This window comes from Blautia caecimuris, assembly GCF_024622975.1.
Classification (GTDB): Bacteria; Bacillota; Clostridia; order Lachnospirales; family Lachnospiraceae; genus Blautia_A; species Blautia_A caecimuris.
Genome location: NZ_JANJZT010000006.1, coordinates 65523 through 83082, shown reverse-complemented (window position 1 = coordinate 83082; position 17560 = coordinate 65523). Strand labels below are relative to the sequence as shown.

At 43.3% G+C, this 17560-nt stretch carries 14 protein-coding genes; 1 reads left to right on the top strand and 13 read right to left on the bottom strand.

Features of this window, described 5'->3' with window-relative positions:
* Window positions 1-46 precede the first annotated feature (46 nt).
* From NSA57_RS05815 to NSA57_RS05770, 10 genes are all read right to left on the bottom strand, one after another.
* Window positions 47-862 carry an ATP-binding protein gene (locus tag NSA57_RS05815; protein WP_257464286.1) on the bottom strand — a complete coding sequence of 272 codons (816 nt, stop codon included), beginning with the start codon at window positions 860-862 and terminating at the stop codon, window positions 47-49.
* A gap of 150 nt (window positions 863-1012) precedes the next feature.
* Window positions 1013-1297: an AlbA family DNA-binding domain-containing protein gene (locus NSA57_RS05810; RefSeq protein ID WP_257464285.1), complete on the bottom strand. Its 285-nt coding sequence runs from the start codon at window positions 1295-1297 to the stop codon at window positions 1013-1015.
* Between the two features lie 155 nt (window positions 1298-1452).
* Complete coding sequence (locus NSA57_RS05805) at window positions 1453-2931, bottom strand: C69 family dipeptidase (protein WP_173752513.1); 1479 nt, start codon at window positions 2929-2931, stop codon at window positions 1453-1455.
* 202 nt (window positions 2932-3133) lie between these two features.
* Entirely contained in the window at window positions 3134-4306 is a 1173-nt protein-coding gene (mmsB, locus tag NSA57_RS05800; protein ID WP_173752514.1) for a multiple monosaccharide ABC transporter permease, read from the bottom strand.
* A 3-nt stretch (window positions 4307-4309) separates the two neighbouring features.
* On the bottom strand, window positions 4310-5848 hold the full coding sequence (mmsA, locus tag NSA57_RS05795; protein WP_173752515.1) for a multiple monosaccharide ABC transporter ATP-binding protein: 1539 nt from the start codon (window positions 5846-5848) through the stop codon (window positions 4310-4312).
* 66 nt (window positions 5849-5914) lie between these two features.
* Window positions 5915-6988 (bottom strand): multiple monosaccharide ABC transporter substrate-binding protein, encoded by a 1074-nt coding sequence (chvE, locus tag NSA57_RS05790; RefSeq protein WP_257464284.1) that lies wholly within the window; start codon window positions 6986-6988, stop codon window positions 5915-5917.
* Window positions 6989-7171: 183 nt separating this feature from the next.
* Window positions 7172-8227: a substrate-binding domain-containing protein gene (locus tag NSA57_RS05785; RefSeq protein ID WP_257464283.1), complete on the bottom strand. Its 1056-nt coding sequence runs from the start codon at window positions 8225-8227 to the stop codon at window positions 7172-7174.
* A gap of 4 nt (window positions 8228-8231) precedes the next feature.
* Complete coding sequence (locus tag NSA57_RS05780; RefSeq protein ID WP_173752518.1) at window positions 8232-9827, bottom strand: helix-turn-helix domain-containing protein; 1596 nt, start codon at window positions 9825-9827, stop codon at window positions 8232-8234.
* On the bottom strand, window positions 9828-11330 hold the full coding sequence (locus tag NSA57_RS05775) for a sensor histidine kinase (protein ID WP_330671303.1): 1503 nt from the start codon (window positions 11328-11330) through the stop codon (window positions 9828-9830). It lies immediately after the preceding gene.
* A gap of 3 nt (window positions 11331-11333) precedes the next feature.
* Complete coding sequence (locus NSA57_RS05770) at window positions 11334-12359, bottom strand: sugar ABC transporter substrate-binding protein (RefSeq protein WP_173752519.1); 1026 nt, start codon at window positions 12357-12359, stop codon at window positions 11334-11336.
* A 328-nt stretch (window positions 12360-12687) separates the two neighbouring features.
* Between NSA57_RS05770 and NSA57_RS05765 the strand changes: the two genes are divergently transcribed.
* Window positions 12688-13947 (top strand): D-alanyl-D-alanine carboxypeptidase family protein, encoded by a 1260-nt coding sequence (locus NSA57_RS05765; protein WP_178709834.1) that lies wholly within the window; start codon window positions 12688-12690, stop codon window positions 13945-13947.
* On the opposite strand, the gene NSA57_RS05760 is transcribed toward NSA57_RS05765, so the two are convergent.
* The 3 genes from NSA57_RS05760 to NSA57_RS05750 all read right to left on the bottom strand — a co-directional run bounded on the left by NSA57_RS05760 (window position 13941) and on the right by NSA57_RS05750 (window position 17557).
* On the bottom strand, window positions 13941-14885 hold the full coding sequence (locus tag NSA57_RS05760) for a 3'-5' exonuclease (RefSeq protein ID WP_173752521.1): 945 nt from the start codon (window positions 14883-14885) through the stop codon (window positions 13941-13943). The two genes, NSA57_RS05765 and NSA57_RS05760, sit on opposite strands and share 7 nt — an antisense overlap.
* Window positions 14886-14924: 39 nt before the next feature.
* Window positions 14925-15875, bottom strand: coding sequence for a nucleoside hydrolase (locus NSA57_RS05755; protein ID WP_257464282.1), 951 nt, complete (start codon window positions 15873-15875; stop codon window positions 14925-14927).
* Window positions 15876-16063: 188 nt separating this feature from the next.
* Window positions 16064-17557 (bottom strand): S1C family serine protease, encoded by a 1494-nt coding sequence (locus NSA57_RS05750; protein ID WP_257464281.1) that lies wholly within the window; start codon window positions 17555-17557, stop codon window positions 16064-16066.
* Window positions 17558-17560: the final 3 nt, after the last annotated feature.

The window sequence follows — 17560 nt, the reverse complement described above, 5'->3', positions numbered from 1 at the left end:
GTTCACAACCTTTACAAATGCCTCCTGAACAATAAACTACAGCCGCCTACAAACTATATTTAGTTCCCCTGCCTTTGCCTGTAACCTTAATATAATCCTTTTCTTTTAAATGCTCAATCAGCCTCAGAACTTTAGATTTCGTATAACCTGTTGCCTTCACAATCTCACTGCTTGACAATTGTTTTCCATTCTCCAGTACATTTATTATTTTTTCTTCATCACTTGTAATATGATACTGGTTTGTTATCACAGGCAATATGACACTGATCACATTATCTGTAATTTCAAACTTTGGCTTAATTTTTGCATTTTCATAAGCAAGCAAAATGCGTCTTACCCCTGTTCCGAACATTTCTATATAGTGCATTCTGAAAAACACGTTTCCCAATACAGGATTTCTCAAACAGGAGATATCTCCCCTCATATATTCTTCTGCTGTTATTCCTCTCGGAAGTCCTCCTGGAGATTTAATCTCAATCTTATCAGGAAATAACGATATACGAATATGAGAATTCATGCTCCAATCCCTGTGAATCAAAGCGTTTGCTACTGCCTCCCGGTAAGCATTTTCCGGGATCAGATCTACCTTCTTACGTTCTATTTCGGATATTTCTTCATATTGATAGTATCTTCTGATCATAGCCAGAGCAGAATTATATTGTTTTAATACCGATGTCCCTGAAATTGTTTCTCTGTCCATTATTTCATTTATGGAATTTCCAAACCTGGCAATATCAATTCCATAAAAATCGTTTTCATCTGCTAACAGGGCAGCTGCGTTATTAAACTTTCTGTCCTTCGTAAAAAGTCCAAGGGTACGTAATATATCTTCTGAAACAACACTGATATCCATTTTTTCCATTAACTTGTTACTTAGCTTCTGAAAAGTCAGATCCTCTCTTCCACACGCCAGTTCTTCAAAATATAAATTACTTCCCTGTAAAACAAGCTGTTTCAGTTCTGCCTGATCCACCTCCAAAGACGCTGTATCACTTCTCCTGTATGCTTTTCCTTAATATAAATATGGTTTATACTGTCCCTCATGTATGATCAGCCTGATTATATTTTGTAAATCATCTGTCTCTATCTCAAAATCCGGTTTTGGAATAATGCTGTCATTTATTCTATTTTCTATGTCCAGGCATGTCTGCTGAAGATTTTTGATTCCACATACAGAGCCATCATCATTGACTCCAAATAAAATCATACCCTCTCCAAAATTACTGTACGCACTGACAGTTTTTAAAAATGAATTAGTGACTGCAGACTTAAATTCTAAATTTTTATTCTCTTTCATTTTACTCCACACCTCCAGATTCCTTTTATTTATCGTATCACTCTCAAAACGCAAATGCAACGTAAAAAAATACGTTGCATTTGCGTTTTAACATTTTATTATTATAAGCTTTTCCAAATTATTCCGGAATTCTCCTGTCTTATTCAGGATTTCTTTTATGCATCGCTTCTGGAAAATCCATTTCTCATCAGGCAGCTTGAAGTAAACAGAACCTTATCCAGCAATTCTGTTGTTTTTTCCTGAATAAAATCAGAAATTTCCTGATTTGCAGCTTCAAAAAACGCCTTTTTATCCTCAGGCTCTTTTTCCTGAAATTCCTGATCAAATTTTCGGATCATTTCATATAACTTACGGTCTACTGAAAGCTGATAACGCTCAATATTGGACTGATTTTCATAGAAATGCGCGTCAGCCAGCGCCCCGATAATACGGTTTACCCAGTAAAAATTCTCTGTTGTTGGCTTCACATAAGCCTTTGAAAGATATTCGGGCATTTTGTCCACTCCCGGGTACACCGGAATCATAGCGTTAAACACATTGGAACCCAGAGCAACCCACTGAAGAGCTTTCAGATCCTCGGGCATGTAGGGACGGATCTGCACAAGTCCAAGAGCATTATTCCTGCTGATACCGATAGGCCTGTACTTACCTGCTTTGGCATCCTTTCCGTAAACATCATAAGGAGTTCCCTGATAATAATTGGAAAGTATCCATTTTACTTCTTCCAGGGTGATCTTTTTTTCCGGAACAAGAGACCAGGGGAGATCATCATCCTCCGGCCCAAACTCCGCTTCCGGTCCGTCCCAGGCAAAGGTTCTGGGGTTAAAATACCGAAGCATCACCCAGGCACGGGGAGTATTGTAAACATGGTCTGCATCCTCATGGGATCCAAAGGCTGTTCTGGGGTTAAACTCTTCCTCAGAATCCATACGCACGTCCAGATGATTCTCCTGAATCAGCTTTTTCAGCCCGGGGGAACACATATGGTTTTCTTTTTTGCCATAAGCATCTTCCAGATCAAAGCTGTCTGTGCCAAGCTGGTTTGGCATAACCACATACTCGTTATCAGGAACTCTTTTTGCGATCCAGTTGTGACCGCCAATTGTCTCCAGCCACCAGATTTCATTTTCATCCTGAAAGGCAATTCCGTTCATCTCATAGGTTCCGTAAGTTTCCAGAAGCATTCCCAGACGTTCCACGCCCTCTCTTGCAGAAGAAATATAGGGAAGAGTAATTGTCACCATATCCTCCTCTCCGATACCTCCCACAGTTTCCGGTTCATCGCCCTCAGCCTTTTTGTAGCGCACCAGAGGATCCCCTCCGGCCACTCTGGCATTGGTGGTAAGAGTTTCTGTTGCTGTCATGGAAACATTTTTTTCATTGACACCGTAAGCGCCCCATATTCCCTCCACTGTATCGCTGTTTGGAAGGTATGTATACTGCAGCGGAGTCTCCGGAAGAGGGATTTCCACATGGGAAAGCACAGATTTATATACCTTTGGCTGATCTTCCGGCTTCATCACTTCCAGCCTCTTGGCGCAGAACTCTCCTGACGGAGAATCCTCATTTCTCGCAACAATAGTGGAACCGTCATAGGTTGCATTTTTTCCAATTAAAATTGTAGTACATGGCATAATTGTTTCCTCCCTGGTGTCTTATAAACTTTTTCTCGAAAAATGTCGAATGAGTTAATCTTATTGTACCATCTCTTTTTTGGTTTTTCATCTCCTTTTCAAAAAGTAATATGTATACAAACCGCCCCCGGCGCCGACAGTTTCCCATCGGTCCGGGGGCAGCTTCCGATTTCACACGAAACCGGCTTTTGATTCTGTTGTTTTATTTTACAATAAAAGATTTTCTCTTACTTACAACATCAAAGATAACTGCTGCCAGAAGTACAAGGCCTTTAACCACCTTCTGCATGTTCTGGTCGACGCCCATGATACTCATACCAAGGTTCAGGACACCCATCAGAAGAGCGCCAATGATAACTCCGGGAACAGTTCCTGTTCCGCCGTATGCGGAAGCACCGCCGATAAAGCAGGCGCCGATTGCATCCATCTCAAAGTTTGTTCCTGCTGTAGGGTTGGCAGAGTTCAGACGGGCTGTTGTGACCATACCTGCAACTGCTGCCAGGAATCCCATGTTCAGATAAGCCAGGAAATAAACTCTGTTTGTATTGATACCGGAAAGCTTTGTTGCTTTCTCGTTGCCGCCTACTGCATAGAAATAACGACCCACTGTAGTCTTTGAAGCAATGTAGGTATAAACTGCAATTACAAGGACAATCCATACCAGAGAGTTCGGAATACCTTTGTACTGTGCCAGACGGAACATAAATGCCAGAACTGCTGCACAGATCACGATCATTTTAATCAGCACACCGCCAAAGGGCTCTACACGATAACCTTTTTTAGCTCTGGAAGCCCGTCCCTTCAGTACCATAAATACATAAAGGACACAGACAACCACACCAACAAGGAAACAGGTCATGTTAAAGCCTTCCATTCCGAAGAAATCCGGAATATAGTTGTTAAACAGTGCAAGGAAATTGTCCGGCATAGGAGCCAGAGTCATACCTTCCAGAACAACATTGGAAAGTCCCCGGAATACTAACATTCCTGCAAGGGTTACAATAAACGGTGGTATTCGCACATAGGCGATCCAGAATCCCTGCCATGCTCCGATAAGAAGACCTACCAGAAGCATAACAATGATTGACAGATACGGGTTCATTTCGTTTGTCACCATCATTTTTCCGCCTACGGCGCCAACGAAGCAGACAACGGAACCTACAGACAGGTCAATATTTCCTCCTGTCAGAATACAGAACAACATACCTGTTGCAAGAATAAATACATATGCGTTCTGTACGATCAGGTTATTGACATTCTGGGGAAGGAGCATTTTTCCTCCGGTATTCACTGTAAACAGAATGATTACCAGTGCCAGCACAATAACCATCGTATATTTTTTCAATACTTCAGAAAATCTGATCTTGTTTTCCATGGCTTATTCTCCTTTGCTTGATTTCAGAATACGTGACATGATGTTTTCCTGGGTAGCTTCCTGTCCGCTGACCTCTCCCACGATTTTTCCCTCGTTCATGATATAGATCCTGTCAGACATACCAAGAACCTCAGGAAGCTCAGAAGAAATCATGATTACAGATTTGCCTGCTGCAACCAGGTCATTAATAATACAGTAGATCTCATATTTTGCGCCTACATCAATACCACGGGTGGGCTCGTCAAGAATCAGAATATCCGGTTCTGTAAACATCCACTTTGCCAGAAGAACCTTCTGCTGGTTTCCGCCGCTGAGGTTTCCCACGTTCTGCTCTACAGTAGGACATTTTGTTTTCAGCTTCTCTCTGTACTCGTCAGCCACCGCATATTCTTTGTCATTATCAAGAACCCCGCGTTTGCTTACATTCTTCAGATTGGCAAGAGTAGTGTTGATCTTGATGGGACTTGAAAGGATCAGTCCGTTGCCCTTTCTGTCCTCAGTTACATAGGCAACTTTATGTTTAATAGCATCTGTGACCGTGTTCATTTTAACTTCTTTGCCGTCAATAAATACCTGACCGCTGATACCTGTACCATAGCTTTTTCCAAAAATACTCATGGCAAGCTCTGTACGTCCTGCACCCATCAGTCCGGAAATACCTACTACCTCACCCTTATGTACCTTAAAGGAAGCATTGTCCACTACCTTTCTCTCAGAATAAAGAGGGTGATGAACCGTCCAGTTCTTAACCTCCATGGACACGTCTCCGATTTTTACATGGGGACGTTTCGGAAAACGGTCAGTAAGCTCACGTCCTACCATTCCCTGAATGATACGGTTTTCTGAAATGTCGTCTGTTTTTTTATCCAGAGTTTCGATTGTGGAGCCGTCACGGATAACTGTGATCTTGTCTGCCACATAAGAAATCTCATTAAGCTTATGAGAAATAATAATGGATGTCATACCCTCTTTTTTGAATTTCAGAAGGAGCTCCAAAAGCGCTTTTGAATCATCTTCATTCAGAGAAGCGGTAGGTTCATCCAAAATCAGAAGCTTCGCATGTTTTGCAAGCGCCTTGGCAATTTCCACAAGCTGCTGCTTTCCAACGCCTATATCCTTGATCAAAGTACGGGAAGATTCTTCCAGTCCTACTGTTTTCAAATATTCATCTGCTTCTCCGTAGGTTTCATTCCAGTTAATAGAGAATGCAGGTCCCTTTTCGTTTCCGAGATACATGTTTTCCCCGATCGTCATATAGGGGATCAGTGCCAGTTCCTGATGAATAATAACAATCCCTTTTGCTTCACTGTCCTTAATATTTGTAAATCTGCAGATCTCACCGTTGTAAATAATGTCTCCCTCGTAGGAACCGTAAGGATAAATTCCGCTGAGAACATTCATCAACGTAGATTTTCCTGCCCCGTTCTCACCTACCAGAGCATGGATCTCTCCCTCTTCAACCTTCAGATTTACATTGTCCAGTGCCTTTACACCCGGGAAAGTCTTGGTAATATTTTTCATTTCCAGAAGTATTTTAGCCAATGATATCCCTCCCTAAATTTGAAATGATAAGGGGGCGGAGGCCGCCCCCTTATGAATCATCATGTTTTATTTAATCTGATCCTCTGTATAGTAACCGGAATCAATAAGAATTTCTTTGTAGTTGTCAGCGGTTACAACAGTTGGCTCGCAGAGGTATGTGGGGATAACGCCTGTTCCGTTGTCATAGCTTTCTGTATCATTTACTTCTGCTTCTTCACCACTCAGAACAGATGTAACCATCTTTACAACCTGATCTGCCAGCATACGTGTATCTTTGAAAATATCCATAGACTGTTTTCCTGCTACAAGGTTCTTAACGTTTGCCATATCGCAGTCCTGACCTGTGATCACCGGATACTCTCCTGTGTAGGAAGCTGCCAGAGAGTTCTGTACGCCAAGGGATGTAGAGTCATTGGAGCAGAGAACTGCGTCAAGATTTGTTCCATCTGTATAGTTACCTGCAATAATCGTATCCATTCTGTCCTGAGCCTTAGCGGAATCCCATGCCTGAGTTGCGCATTTCTCAAATTCTGTCTGTCCGGATTTTACTACAAGGACACCTTCGTCAATGTATGGCTGAAGTACGTCCATTGCGCCGCTGAAGAAGAATTTTGCGTTGTTGTCATCCGGTGCGCCTGCAACCAGCTCAATATTGAACGGGCCTTTTTCCTCTTTCAGATTCAGAGCCTCTTCAATGTACCCGCCCTGTTTCTGTCCTACCATGTAGTTATCAAAGGTTGCATAATAGGAAACTGCATCAGATTCCATCAGAAGACGGTCATATGCGATAACTGGGATACCGGCCTCTTTTGCCTGGCTTAACGGCTCTCCCAGAGAACTTCCGTCAATAGATGCAATAACAAGAATATCGCAGCCGTTGGAAATCATATTTTCAACCTGAGATACCTGAGTAGCAACCTCATTAGAAGCATACTGAAGATCTACTTCATAGCCGGCATCTTCCAGAGATTTCTTCATATTTTCTCCGTCCTGATTCCATCTCTGAAGATCCTTTGTCGGCATTGCAACGCCAACCAGCTTTTTGTCATCAGCCTTTACTTCTGTCTGCATTCCCGGAACTGCCACGAATCCGGCTGCCATAACTACTGTCAGAAGACCTGCAAGAACTTTTCTCTTCATAATGAATTCCTCCATTTTCTTTAATTTTTTTTTCGTTCCTTTTGATGTTATTACTATAGCACAGGTCTGTCTGGAGTTAGTTGGCAAACTCCTGTAAATTTTTTGGAAATTCAAAAATGTCCTGTAAGATACAAGACATTTTTGCAACAAAAATATGCTATTGACAATTTTTATTGTGCAATATTACTGATCCTGCACATTCAGGTACACATCATCCCTACTGTGTACTCCTCCGTCAATGATCACTTTATCCATGTTTTCTCTTGTGACAGCCACCGGCTCCAGAAGACAGCAGGGAATGTCATACTTTCCGTCATTCATGGTTGTTCCATCCAGCTGCGGCTTCTCTCCCTGGGCCAGCTTCACTGCCAGTTCCGCAGCAAGCTCCGCAAGGCTCTCTACAGATTTATAAGCCGTCATGGTCTGGGTTCCTTCCACAATTCTCTGACAGGCTGCAAGATCTCCGTCCTGACCTACCACTGCAAGGCTTCCCGCCCGTCTTGTTTCTGCAAGGGTATTGACCACCTGGCTTGCAATATCGTCATTGCCGCACATAATTCCCTTTACATCCGAAAACTCCTTCAGCCCCTCATTCAAAGCGTCCACCGCCTGTTCTGCCAGCCAACCCTGACAGTTTGTCCTATAGACCACTTCTATTTTGCTGCCTTCTAATCCTTCTTCAAACCCTTTTCTTACCAGCTTTACGTTGTTATCCTCTTCAGGACCCTGTATCATAAATATCTTTCCGCCTTCAGGAATATTTTCAACAAGAACCTCTGCCATATATTGTCCTACCTTTTCATTGTCAAAAGAGATATAAAGATCTGTGTCTGCATTCTGGATCAGACGGTCGTATGATATAGTAGGAATACCCGCTGCTTTTGCCTCCAGCATGACTTCCGAAATTTCCATACAGTCTGCTGCCACCACAACCATCACGTCCACCTTTTTCTTTATAAGATAGCGGATCTGTTCAATCTGTTCTTCTACATCTCCATTTGCGTTCTGTACGTTTACCTCTGCACCTAGATTATCTGCGGCAGCCACAAACGCGTCTCTGTCCCGCAGCCATCTTTCTATAACAAAAGAATCAAAACTTAAGCCTATGGTAGTTTTATTTTCTTCTTCGATGCTGACTGCTTTTTTTTCTATTTCCTTTCCCTGCTCCCTTTGACCACAGCCCGCCAGAACTATAAGAGCAAGAATCCCGATGATCCAGACGCCTGTTATCTTTTTCATATATTTATCCCAGCCTTTCTCTGTATTCGCTTGGCGTAACTCCCTCATACTTCTTAAAAATCCTGCTGAAATAATTGGGATCACCGTAGCCTGACGCAGTGCAGATTTCCTTAATAGAATAGCTGGAATCCTTCAGAAGCTCTTCCGCATTTTTCATTCTTACCTTTGTAAGATACTCAATAAAGTTTTCTCCTGTTTCCTGTTTAAAAAGTTTGCTGAAATAATAGGGACTGATATCCACCACTTTCGATACCTCGTCCAGAGTAAGATCCTTCTGGAAGTTCTCTCTTATATATTCTTTTGCCTTTTCCATAACAGATTCCGACGGCTTCTCTCTTGCGCTTCCCACATTTCTGCTGATTTCCCTGGTCTGTTCCCAGAGCCATCTTCCGATCTCCTCTCTGCTTTTCAGCTCCTGAAGCTTCTGTACGCTGTTTTCCTTCTGATTAAATTTTCTTCCTGCGCCTCCCGTTGCCACAACCTTCTGTTCCAGCCTAACGGTCAGTTCCAGAGCTTTTATTTTCATTGCTCCCATATTTCCATTATAATGATCCTCCATCCAGTCCAGCAGCTCCTCCGCGCCCTGTGAGCTTCCCGGCATGTCTCTCTTTAACACCTTCTGGATATACCTTGTTTCCAGTTCTTCCGGGCAATCCTCCCCGGTCTTTTCATTTGTGGGAATATCATTAATATGAACTACGTGACTGTCTGTTTCTCTCAATGCCTGAACTGCTTCCGAATATGATTCCCGAAGATTCTGCTCCTCCCTGATCCTTCCTATTCCGGCGCGAAACCGGCTGTCTATCCTTGTTTCCAGCTTATACACCATATTTCTTGTTTTTGTAAGGATATGAACACGTTCATCATAATCAATAGTTTCATTCTCATATGGCACAAGAATCACCACCCGGTTTCCCATTACAGGACCTACAAGACAGTGAAAAAACTCTCTGGCGGTTTCCCGAAGCTCCGGGTAAAACTTTTCCGCACGTACCCCTGCGCCTACTGCATTTGTCAGCTCACCGTTTTCCTGGCTGTCTCCAAATTCCACCACGATCATAAATCCATACTTCTCCTGGATTCCAAGAAGCTGCCTGTAATTATCATTATAATTATGAAAGCTGTCCATCAGAAGAATGTTATATAAGTACCCGCTTTCCAAAATAGGGATTACGGTTTCCAGCTTTTCCCTGATCTCCAGGTCGTCGCTTCTTTTCTGTCTGTCCTCGTCCACCTTTTTCATGGCCTTCATACAGACGTCGATCACTACTCTTTTATTTACAGGCTTTGTCAGGTATTCCAAAACCCCAAGGTTGATTGCTTCTTTTGCATAACCGAATTTATCATAAGCAGAAATTACAATAAAAATAATATTCTTATTTGTCTTTTGGATTTCTTTCATAGCCTGGATCCCGTTCAGACCCGGCATCTGAATATCCATAAAGGCAATATCCGGTCGGAATCTTTCCGCCAGTTCCACTACTGCCCTGCCTGTTTTTGCCGTGGCGATTTCACACTCTCCGCCAAAATTAGACGTAATAATATTTTTGAGGGCTTCCAGCATAATTCCCTCGTCGTCTGCCAACATGATCCTGTACATCTATTTCTCTCCTCCTGTTCTTGGAAGGGTCAGTATGATTTCCGTTCCCATATTCTCTCCCGGACTGTTTATCTCCACCAGATTCTTTTTATCATAATAAAGCTCCAGGCGGCTGATCACATTATTCATTCCCACGCCTGTAGAATCAGACTGTTCTCCCGTATCTTCCATACATCCGTCCAGAACTTCCCTGATCCTTTCCTCGCTCATTCCTTTTCCATTATCCTTCACCCGTATCAGGATATTATCTTCCAATCCGGTAATTTCCAGAAGAATTTTTCCTTCCCAGTCAATATTGCGGATTCCGTGATTGACTGCGTTTTCTACAAGGGGCTGAAGGATCATACTTGGAACCCGGCACTCCATAATACTCTCGTCCACCTTTTTTGTAAAATGGATATCTCCTGCAAACCGTACGTTTAAAATATAAATATAATTTTCTACAGCTGTAAGCTCTTCTCCAAGACTGGCGTCTTCCAGTCCCTTTTTTACATTATACCGGAAAAAGTCAGCCATCTTTTCCACAAAGATGCAGGTTTTTTCCGCATCCTCCAGCATGGCAAGCTGGACTCCCGCATTCAGGGAATTAAAGAGAAAATGAGGATTGATCTGTGACTGCAGATATTTTAACTGCGCCTCCTTCAGATGATTTTTCATCAGAAGCTCTTTTTCCATCATCTGCTGTTCTTTTTCCATGCTTTCTTTTGTTCTTACCACATATTCTCCCAGACTTTCTACCATGGTATTAAAAGCCCTTGTTACAACTCCCACCTCGTCCAGAGAATCTGTTTTTGTCATTTTTACGTCAAAATTCCCCTGTCCTACCAGGTGTGCAATTTCCGCCAGATTTGCCAGAGGCTCGATCATTCCTTTTGTAATGGCAAAAAGCACCAGCGCGCCGATCCCCATCATTACCGCCATAAGCACAAGGCTTGATATTTCCAGATAGCGAAGGGCTTCCCGAAGGGCTTGGTAGCTGGATGAGTTATTCCGAAACTGCTGGCTGTTCAGCTGATAAATATATGAATTAATATAGCCGTAAAGTTCCTGAGACTGGTCGTAGATCTCTTTGTACTTTTCTACGTTACGTCCTCTTTTGGCCGCAACTCCTTCCCCGGTAAGAGACAGATAGGTTTCTGACATCTGCCTGATATTCCGTTCCAGAAGTTTTGTGGGATTGGAAGAAATCTGACTGCTTAGATTTTCCAGAAGATATCTGTAGTCCTGTTCACATCTGTAATAATTTTCCAGAGAATCTGAGGTTTTTACACTCAAGTAGGAATAAAGAGCCTGCTGCACGTTCTCCAGAGAAGCTGACAGATCTGTAAGATCCACGTTACTGGAATACACAGTGTCCATCCGCCTGATCGTCTTATTTACCTGCTCGTAAAGTATCATATTGATCACAAGCATCATAACCATAATACTTCCCACCGCCAGGATCATTTTTGTGGCCAGAGGAATATCTCTCCATCGTCTTCTTTTTTTCTTTTCTTCTTCCAATTATTATTCCTCCCCACTGTCTGTCGGCATTGCGTCACGGATATCCTCTTTTGTAAGAAACTGAAGTTCAACGTTATAATAGGAATTTACCCGTCCTTCCTGCTCAAATTCCCACAGGGCTTCCACGCAGTTTTTTCCCATTTTTGCCGTATCAAGGGTACTGGTAACAGGGATCAGCCCCTTTTCTACAGCCTTCTGGATCGTGTCGGAAACATAATATCCAATGATCTTTATCTCGCCAACCATATTAAAATCAATCATTGCCTGGTATGCGCATTCGGTTGTAATCTCATCCATACATACAAGAATCTGGGGCGGTCCCTCCGGCGCCTGAAAAATCGACCGTATCACTTCTTCAATATCAAACTTGTTATCCGAAGTCATGCTTTCCGCTTTGACATCTATCTTCTGTCCATGATCTTCTTCCATAACCGCTGTACTGATCTGACTGTAGATCTGGCTTTTTTCAAAATTTCCGTTTTCGCTGTCCATAAGAACAAGAACAGATTTTGTTTTTTCATCAAGAAGACCTGCAATCTGCTTCCCATATGCCTGTCCCACCTGATAATCATTTGGGCCTACAAAGCTCTGCCGGCTGCTGTCAGGCGCGTCGCTCATAATGGTGATCACAGGAATCCCTGCCTCTACCGCCTTATTTATCTCCGCTTTCAGGCTTTCTTCTCCGTTAAATTCCAGAATGATCCCGTCTGCTCCTGCAGCAATACTAATCTCCATATAGTCAATTTCATCATAGCCGTCTCCCATATCCCTTGCATGAAACTGTACATAAGCGTCATGCTCCTGGGCAGCTTCCAAAGCGCTCTCGTACACTGCCTGCCAGAACTCATTTTTGCCGCTTCCCACGATCATTTCATACTGTTTGTCATAATTCCTTGTTTCCTCAGCTTCCTCCAGACCGCTTTTTTCCCATACACTTTTATAGAAATTGTTTGTAAAAAACACAAAAAACCCCACTATAAAAATACCAAGCAATATCAAAGCCGTTTCTCTGTTTCCCGTCTTTTTCATGGTGCCTCCATTTTTTGTCATAAATAAATCAAGATATCATTCCGCAATTTATGAAAATTATATACTTTTTTCCAGATATTTTAAACTTCTTTTTTGACCGATCCGGGTCCTCTTTTTGATATCTCAGGATTTTGACAATATCACTCAGGACCTCTCACCAAACAGTAATCTGTAAATTACTTTTTATGGGGCATTTTGGCCCGGTTACTGTGAACAGCTGCCGGACTTCCAAGATATGGCTACAATCTCAGATATAAGTATGGTATACTATAGGGGATAAAATGCAAAGAATAATACTTAATATAGAATAATCAGAAAGGTTCTGAACATGAAAAACAGAAAAATAAAACATATCAGAAAAATACTCTGCGGATTTCTGTGTACTGTGATTGCCGTTTCTCCCGCAGTTTCCGCTTCCGCAGCAGAATATGATGAGTATGGAGCTCCTATTGTAACTGCCACGCCCACTCCGGTTCCTCACACAGAATACTATGAGCAGGCTCCTGATACAGACAGTATTGAAGGCTGGCCTCAGGGACCGAAAATCGAAGGAGAATCTGCCATTCTGGTGGATATGGTAACAGGCGCAGTGCTCTATTCCAAAAATGCAGACAAGGTTCAGTACCCTGCCAGTATTACAAAGATCATGACCTCTCTTCTGGCAGCCGAACATCTGAACATGAAAGACAAAATCGTAATGTCGCAGTCTGCAGCCTATGGAATCACCATCAGCGACAGTTCCAGCATTTACGCTGATACCGGAGAGGAATTTACCACAGAACAGGCCATGATGGCAGTTATGCTCCAGTCAGCCAATGAAATGACTCTTGCCCTTGCGGAAGAGACCTCCGGCTCTGTAAAAAAATTCGTGGAACTGATGAATCTCAAGGCAAAGCAGCTGGGATGTACAGGCACTCATTTTAACAATCCCAACGGACTGCCTGACGAGCTTCATTATACAACCGCCTCCGATATGGCAAAAATCGCACGGGCTGCCTGGTATAACCCTACTTTTCGGAAATATACCACCACGACCTATTATGAGATACCGCCTACCAACAAATTTGCTGAAACACGGTATCTTCTGAACCATCACAAAATGATGAAAGGCAACACCTACGCCTATGAGGGCGTTATGGGAGGCAAAACCGGATACACAGACGCTGCGGGCAATACCCTTGTCACATACGCAAAAAGAGGAAACATGCGTCTTGTTTCCGTTGTAATGAAATCCATTAACGGAGCCTATGCAGATACAGCCGCGCTTCTGGATTATGGTTTTAATAACTTTACCAGAACAGCTGTAAAAACTGAACCGGAAACCATGTCTGTATCTTATCTTCCTGCAGAAAAATATATCCTGAAGGATTATAAAGACTGTACCCTGTGTCACCGGTATCAGGTTCCGTCTGTAACGCTTCCCAACGGAGCGGATATCAGCACACTGAATTCCAGCCGAAGCCTGTGCAAAAACTCCGTGGGGCTTCCAATTCTGGAAATCACATACAGCTTCAACGGACAGAGGACAGGTTGCGCAAAGTATTATTTTGAAACCCTGCTATCTGACCGGCTTATTTCATCTCACTGATTCTTTGTTCTGCGTTTTTTGCGGAGGGAGTCCCGTTTCTCACGGAGTTCCTCCGCTTTTTCTTCACTTACCCGTTTCAGAGTTTTTACTGCATAAAATGTGCCCTCATCTGTTTTTCTGATGCGAACCTTTCCTTTTATGCTTCCATGCTTCTGACATACAGAAATACTTTCATATATTCTGGAATTATTAATAAACCATCTCAGCTTTCTTTTTGCAGGAAGATGGCATACCGGACACCGGGTACTGGAAACCTCCCGGTCCCTTATGATCTTTTCCCGGTCCGTAAACTGTCTGGAAATATATTTGTCATAGGTAGGATAAGAAATGTAAATTTCCTGCTTTTTATTTCTCGGCGCCTGATACGTATCAACTGAATAATAAGGCAGGACCTCTGACATATCAAGTCTGCAGAAAACCTCAGCCGTATATTCTGCATCCTCCAAAGCTCTGTGAAATCCCCTTTCCTTTCTGATTCCCAGGGTATCTACTGCATATTCCAGCCCCCTTCGCAGCTTCATATTTTCGTGAAACCAACTGAAAAGTTTCTGAATATCATAGTAAGTCACCGGACCCGGAAGAAGCTCCAGAAGATCATAATATTTAAGATTTCTCTGAAGCTCAGTCAGATCCTGCATTCCCCAGGTACAGAAAACAAAATCCTCTCCGCACCAGTCCAGAAAGTCCCGGATTGCCTGAGGAAACGGTACTCCGTTCATAAGGTCTTTATAATCCACATGTACTACGCTGTGGATGCTGTCATGGATCCACTTATACACCTGGGGTTTGATCAAAGTCTGAAACTCTCCGGTTTTTTCTCTTTTTTCATTGAGCCTGACCGCCCCGATCTCTATGATCTCAAAGGGCATCCGCTCATCCGATCCGCTTTTTCCCTCCGGACTCTGGTTCCACTCCAGATCAAAAATTATATAATTCATTTATTTGCTTCCTTTATTTTATTTACGGAATATAATGCTTCAGCGCTGTCCCAGCTCATACAGAGAAGTGATCAGAATCTCCCGGAACCTGTCTTTATCCGCCTCAGTCAGTACAAAAGCATTGGCATCCTCTTCCTCATGCTGCCACCAGCGGAAGCCCCCCAGTACCGCACCCCGGGCGCTTCCCTCAGAACAGTCTACGGTCAGGATTTTCTGACTTCCCTTAAATATCTCCGGATGAAGAAGATACATCACAGGAACCGCATCATGTACGCTGGTTTCCCCTCTGTATTTTTCTGATGTGTTTTCCAGAGAATAACCCAGCATATCTCCGCAGAGCTTTGCGATTCTGTTTCCTGACTGACACAGCTTCAGAATCTGATTTCTTGACAGAGTACACTGTTCTGTCACATCCAGACCGCACATAACAAGAGGAACTCCCTCGTGCAAAACCATATACGCAGCCTCGGGGTCTGCAAAAAAATTAAATTCTGCCGCATCTGTAACGTTTCCTCCTGACAGGGAACCGCCCATAAAAACGATCTCCTGTATCTTTTCTTTTACTTCCGGAAAAATCCTCAGAAGAAAAGCAATATTTGTCAGAGGGCCTGTGGCAATGATCGTTGCCTGCTCTCCCTCAGGAAGTTCTCCCAGAACTCTGCGGATAAAAAATATTCCCTTTTCCGGCTCCGGTGCTTTTCCGGAACACGGAAGAACACAGTTCCCGATCCCGCTTTCTCCATGAGTTTCCGGCGCAAAATACGTTTTTCGCATGACAGGCTTTTCCATTCCCCGGGCCACCGGAACTGATAATCCGTAAAATTCTGCCAGATTCAATGCATTTGCTGTTACTTTTTTTATATCCTGATTTCCGCTTACAGTTGTAATTCCCAGAATCTCCAGTTCTTCTCTGTGAGCTGCTGCCAGAGCAAGCATAACCGCGTCGTCCACCCCTGGATCACAGTCAATGATCACGTTTCTTTTTTTCATATTCTGTCACCGTTTTCCACATATATTCATCTGCGGGAACCTGCTTTTCCACATTTTCCCGAAATCTCTGTGTTTAAGTATAACAGACCTGCCCTGCCGTTTCAATACAGCACAGAAAAGACCGGCTGATCCTGCCGGTCCCTTCTGTGCTTATATATTTATATTAATGGAAAAACTGTGTCTGCAATTTACCAGATGTCGCCAAAGAACTCATTATAGGTTTCTTCATCCTCTGCACTGTTTCCAAACTCATCCAGGATACTTTCTTCCTGTGACGGCTCCTGTGCTGCTGTATCAGAGGCTGCCGACTCCTCAGAGGTTCCCTCATCAAGAGTAACTGTTACCTTCTTTTCCTCATAACCTCCGTTTCCGAGAACCTGAAGCGTTACTTCAACCTCTTCACCCGGCTCATAGTACTGAAGCATATCAACCAGGGCTTCAATGCTGCGGACTCTCTTGCCGTCGAACTCTGTAATAATATTCTTTTCCTCGATTCCCGCCTTGTCAGCAGCTCCGTCCTTGATCACTTCTGCAACCAGAACACCTTCCGGAATATCATAAACCGCAGATGCTTCTTCACTTACTGAGCTGCCTGTAATGGACAGGGCGCCGTGTTTCTCCACCTTATCCCTCGGTGTCTCATTCATGAGATTCTCAAGAATATCAGATACGTCTGTAATGGCAATGGCATATCCCATACCCTCGACCTCTGTGGAAGCAAGCTTTGCAGAATTGATTCCCACAACCTCTCCGTTCATGTTCAGAAGAGCTCCGCCGCTGTTTCCGGGATTAATAGCCGCATCTGTCTGAATCAGGTTTACACCGTCAGAATTTTCATCTGCCTGTCCGGAATCATCCAGTTTACGGTTTTTGGCGCTGACAATACCTGTTGTTACAGACTGTCCGTATCCAAGAGCATTTCCGATGGCAACTACCTGCTCGCCTACTCTCAGATCATCGGAGCTTCCCACTGTGGCAACCTCGATCTGCTCCATGGTATCTTTGGAAATATCAGAAAGAGCAACCGAAACAACTGCAAGATCCTTATCTGCATCATAACCGTTTACAATTGCCTCATAAACCTCGCCGTCAATACAGGTAACAGATACCGTATCTGCACCCTGGATTACATGATAGTTTGTTGCGATCAGAAGAGACTCGTCATTTTTTCCCACAATGATACCGGAGCCGCTTCCCTCAACCTCCTGTTCCTGAGTGGTAAATCCTCCGAAACCAAAGTCTCCGATATAGGTCTGAACCTCCTGCACAGATTTGGTGTTAATGGCAACTACGGATTTCATTGCCTCTGCCGCAATATCAGATACGTCCAGACTTCCCTTTACTTTCTGTTCAGAATCCTCTTCTGCCTTTTCATCCTTATCTTTGGAATCCTCTGTTTTTTCCTCAGTCTTTTCCGTATCCTTATCGTCTGATTTCTTCTTTGTTTTCAAAAGTGTGGTTTTATTTTCGTCCTTATCCGATGCCTGTACAATGTTGCTGAAATCCCAGCCGCTTACAGCGCTGACGCCTTCAAATGCAAGGCCTCCTGCCAGAACAGCGCAGAAAGCAATTCCCGCTCCCTTTTTAAAGCTCATTTTTTTCTTATCTTTTTTGTTGTCCTGGTCATTATTATCATTTATGTTATTAAGATTATCATTCATGTTGTTGTTCATATTCTCCATAAT

What these genes read in the sequence shown, in the direction of transcription:
- NSA57_RS05750 (WP_257464281.1), bottom strand. Translation starts at nt 17,557, where the DNA reads ATGGAGAATATGAACAACAACATGAATGATAATCTTAATAACATAAAT.
- NSA57_RS05770 (WP_173752519.1), bottom strand. Translation starts at nt 12,359, where the DNA reads ATGAAAAAGACGGGAAACAGAGAAACGGCTTTGATATTGCTTGGTATT.
- NSA57_RS05810 (WP_257464285.1), bottom strand. Translation starts at nt 1,297, where the DNA reads ATGAAAGAGAATAAAAATTTAGAATTTAAGTCTGCAGTCACTAATTCA.
- NSA57_RS05815 (WP_257464286.1), bottom strand. Translation starts at nt 862, where the DNA reads ATGGAAAAAATGGATATCAGTGTTGTTTCAGAAGATATATTACGTACC.
- NSA57_RS05755 (WP_257464282.1), bottom strand. Translation starts at nt 15,875, where the DNA reads ATGAAAAAAAGAAACGTGATCATTGACTGTGATCCAGGGGTGGACGAC.
- NSA57_RS05760 (WP_173752521.1), bottom strand. Translation starts at nt 14,885, where the DNA reads ATGAATTATATAATTTTTGATCTGGAGTGGAACCAGAGTCCGGAGGGA.
- NSA57_RS05765 (WP_178709834.1), top strand. Translation starts at nt 12,688, where the DNA reads ATGAAAAACAGAAAAATAAAACATATCAGAAAAATACTCTGCGGATTT.
- chvE (WP_257464284.1), bottom strand. Translation starts at nt 6,988, where the DNA reads ATGAAGAGAAAAGTTCTTGCAGGTCTTCTGACAGTAGTTATGGCAGCC.
- NSA57_RS05805 (WP_173752513.1), bottom strand. Translation starts at nt 2,931, where the DNA reads ATGCCATGTACTACAATTTTAATTGGAAAAAATGCAACCTATGACGGT.
- NSA57_RS05780 (WP_173752518.1), bottom strand. Translation starts at nt 9,827, where the DNA reads ATGTACAGGATCATGTTGGCAGACGACGAGGGAATTATGCTGGAAGCC.
- mmsB (WP_173752514.1), bottom strand. Translation starts at nt 4,306, where the DNA reads ATGGAAAACAAGATCAGATTTTCTGAAGTATTGAAAAAATATACGATG.
- NSA57_RS05785 (WP_257464283.1), bottom strand. Translation starts at nt 8,227, where the DNA reads ATGAAAAAGATAACAGGCGTCTGGATCATCGGGATTCTTGCTCTTATA.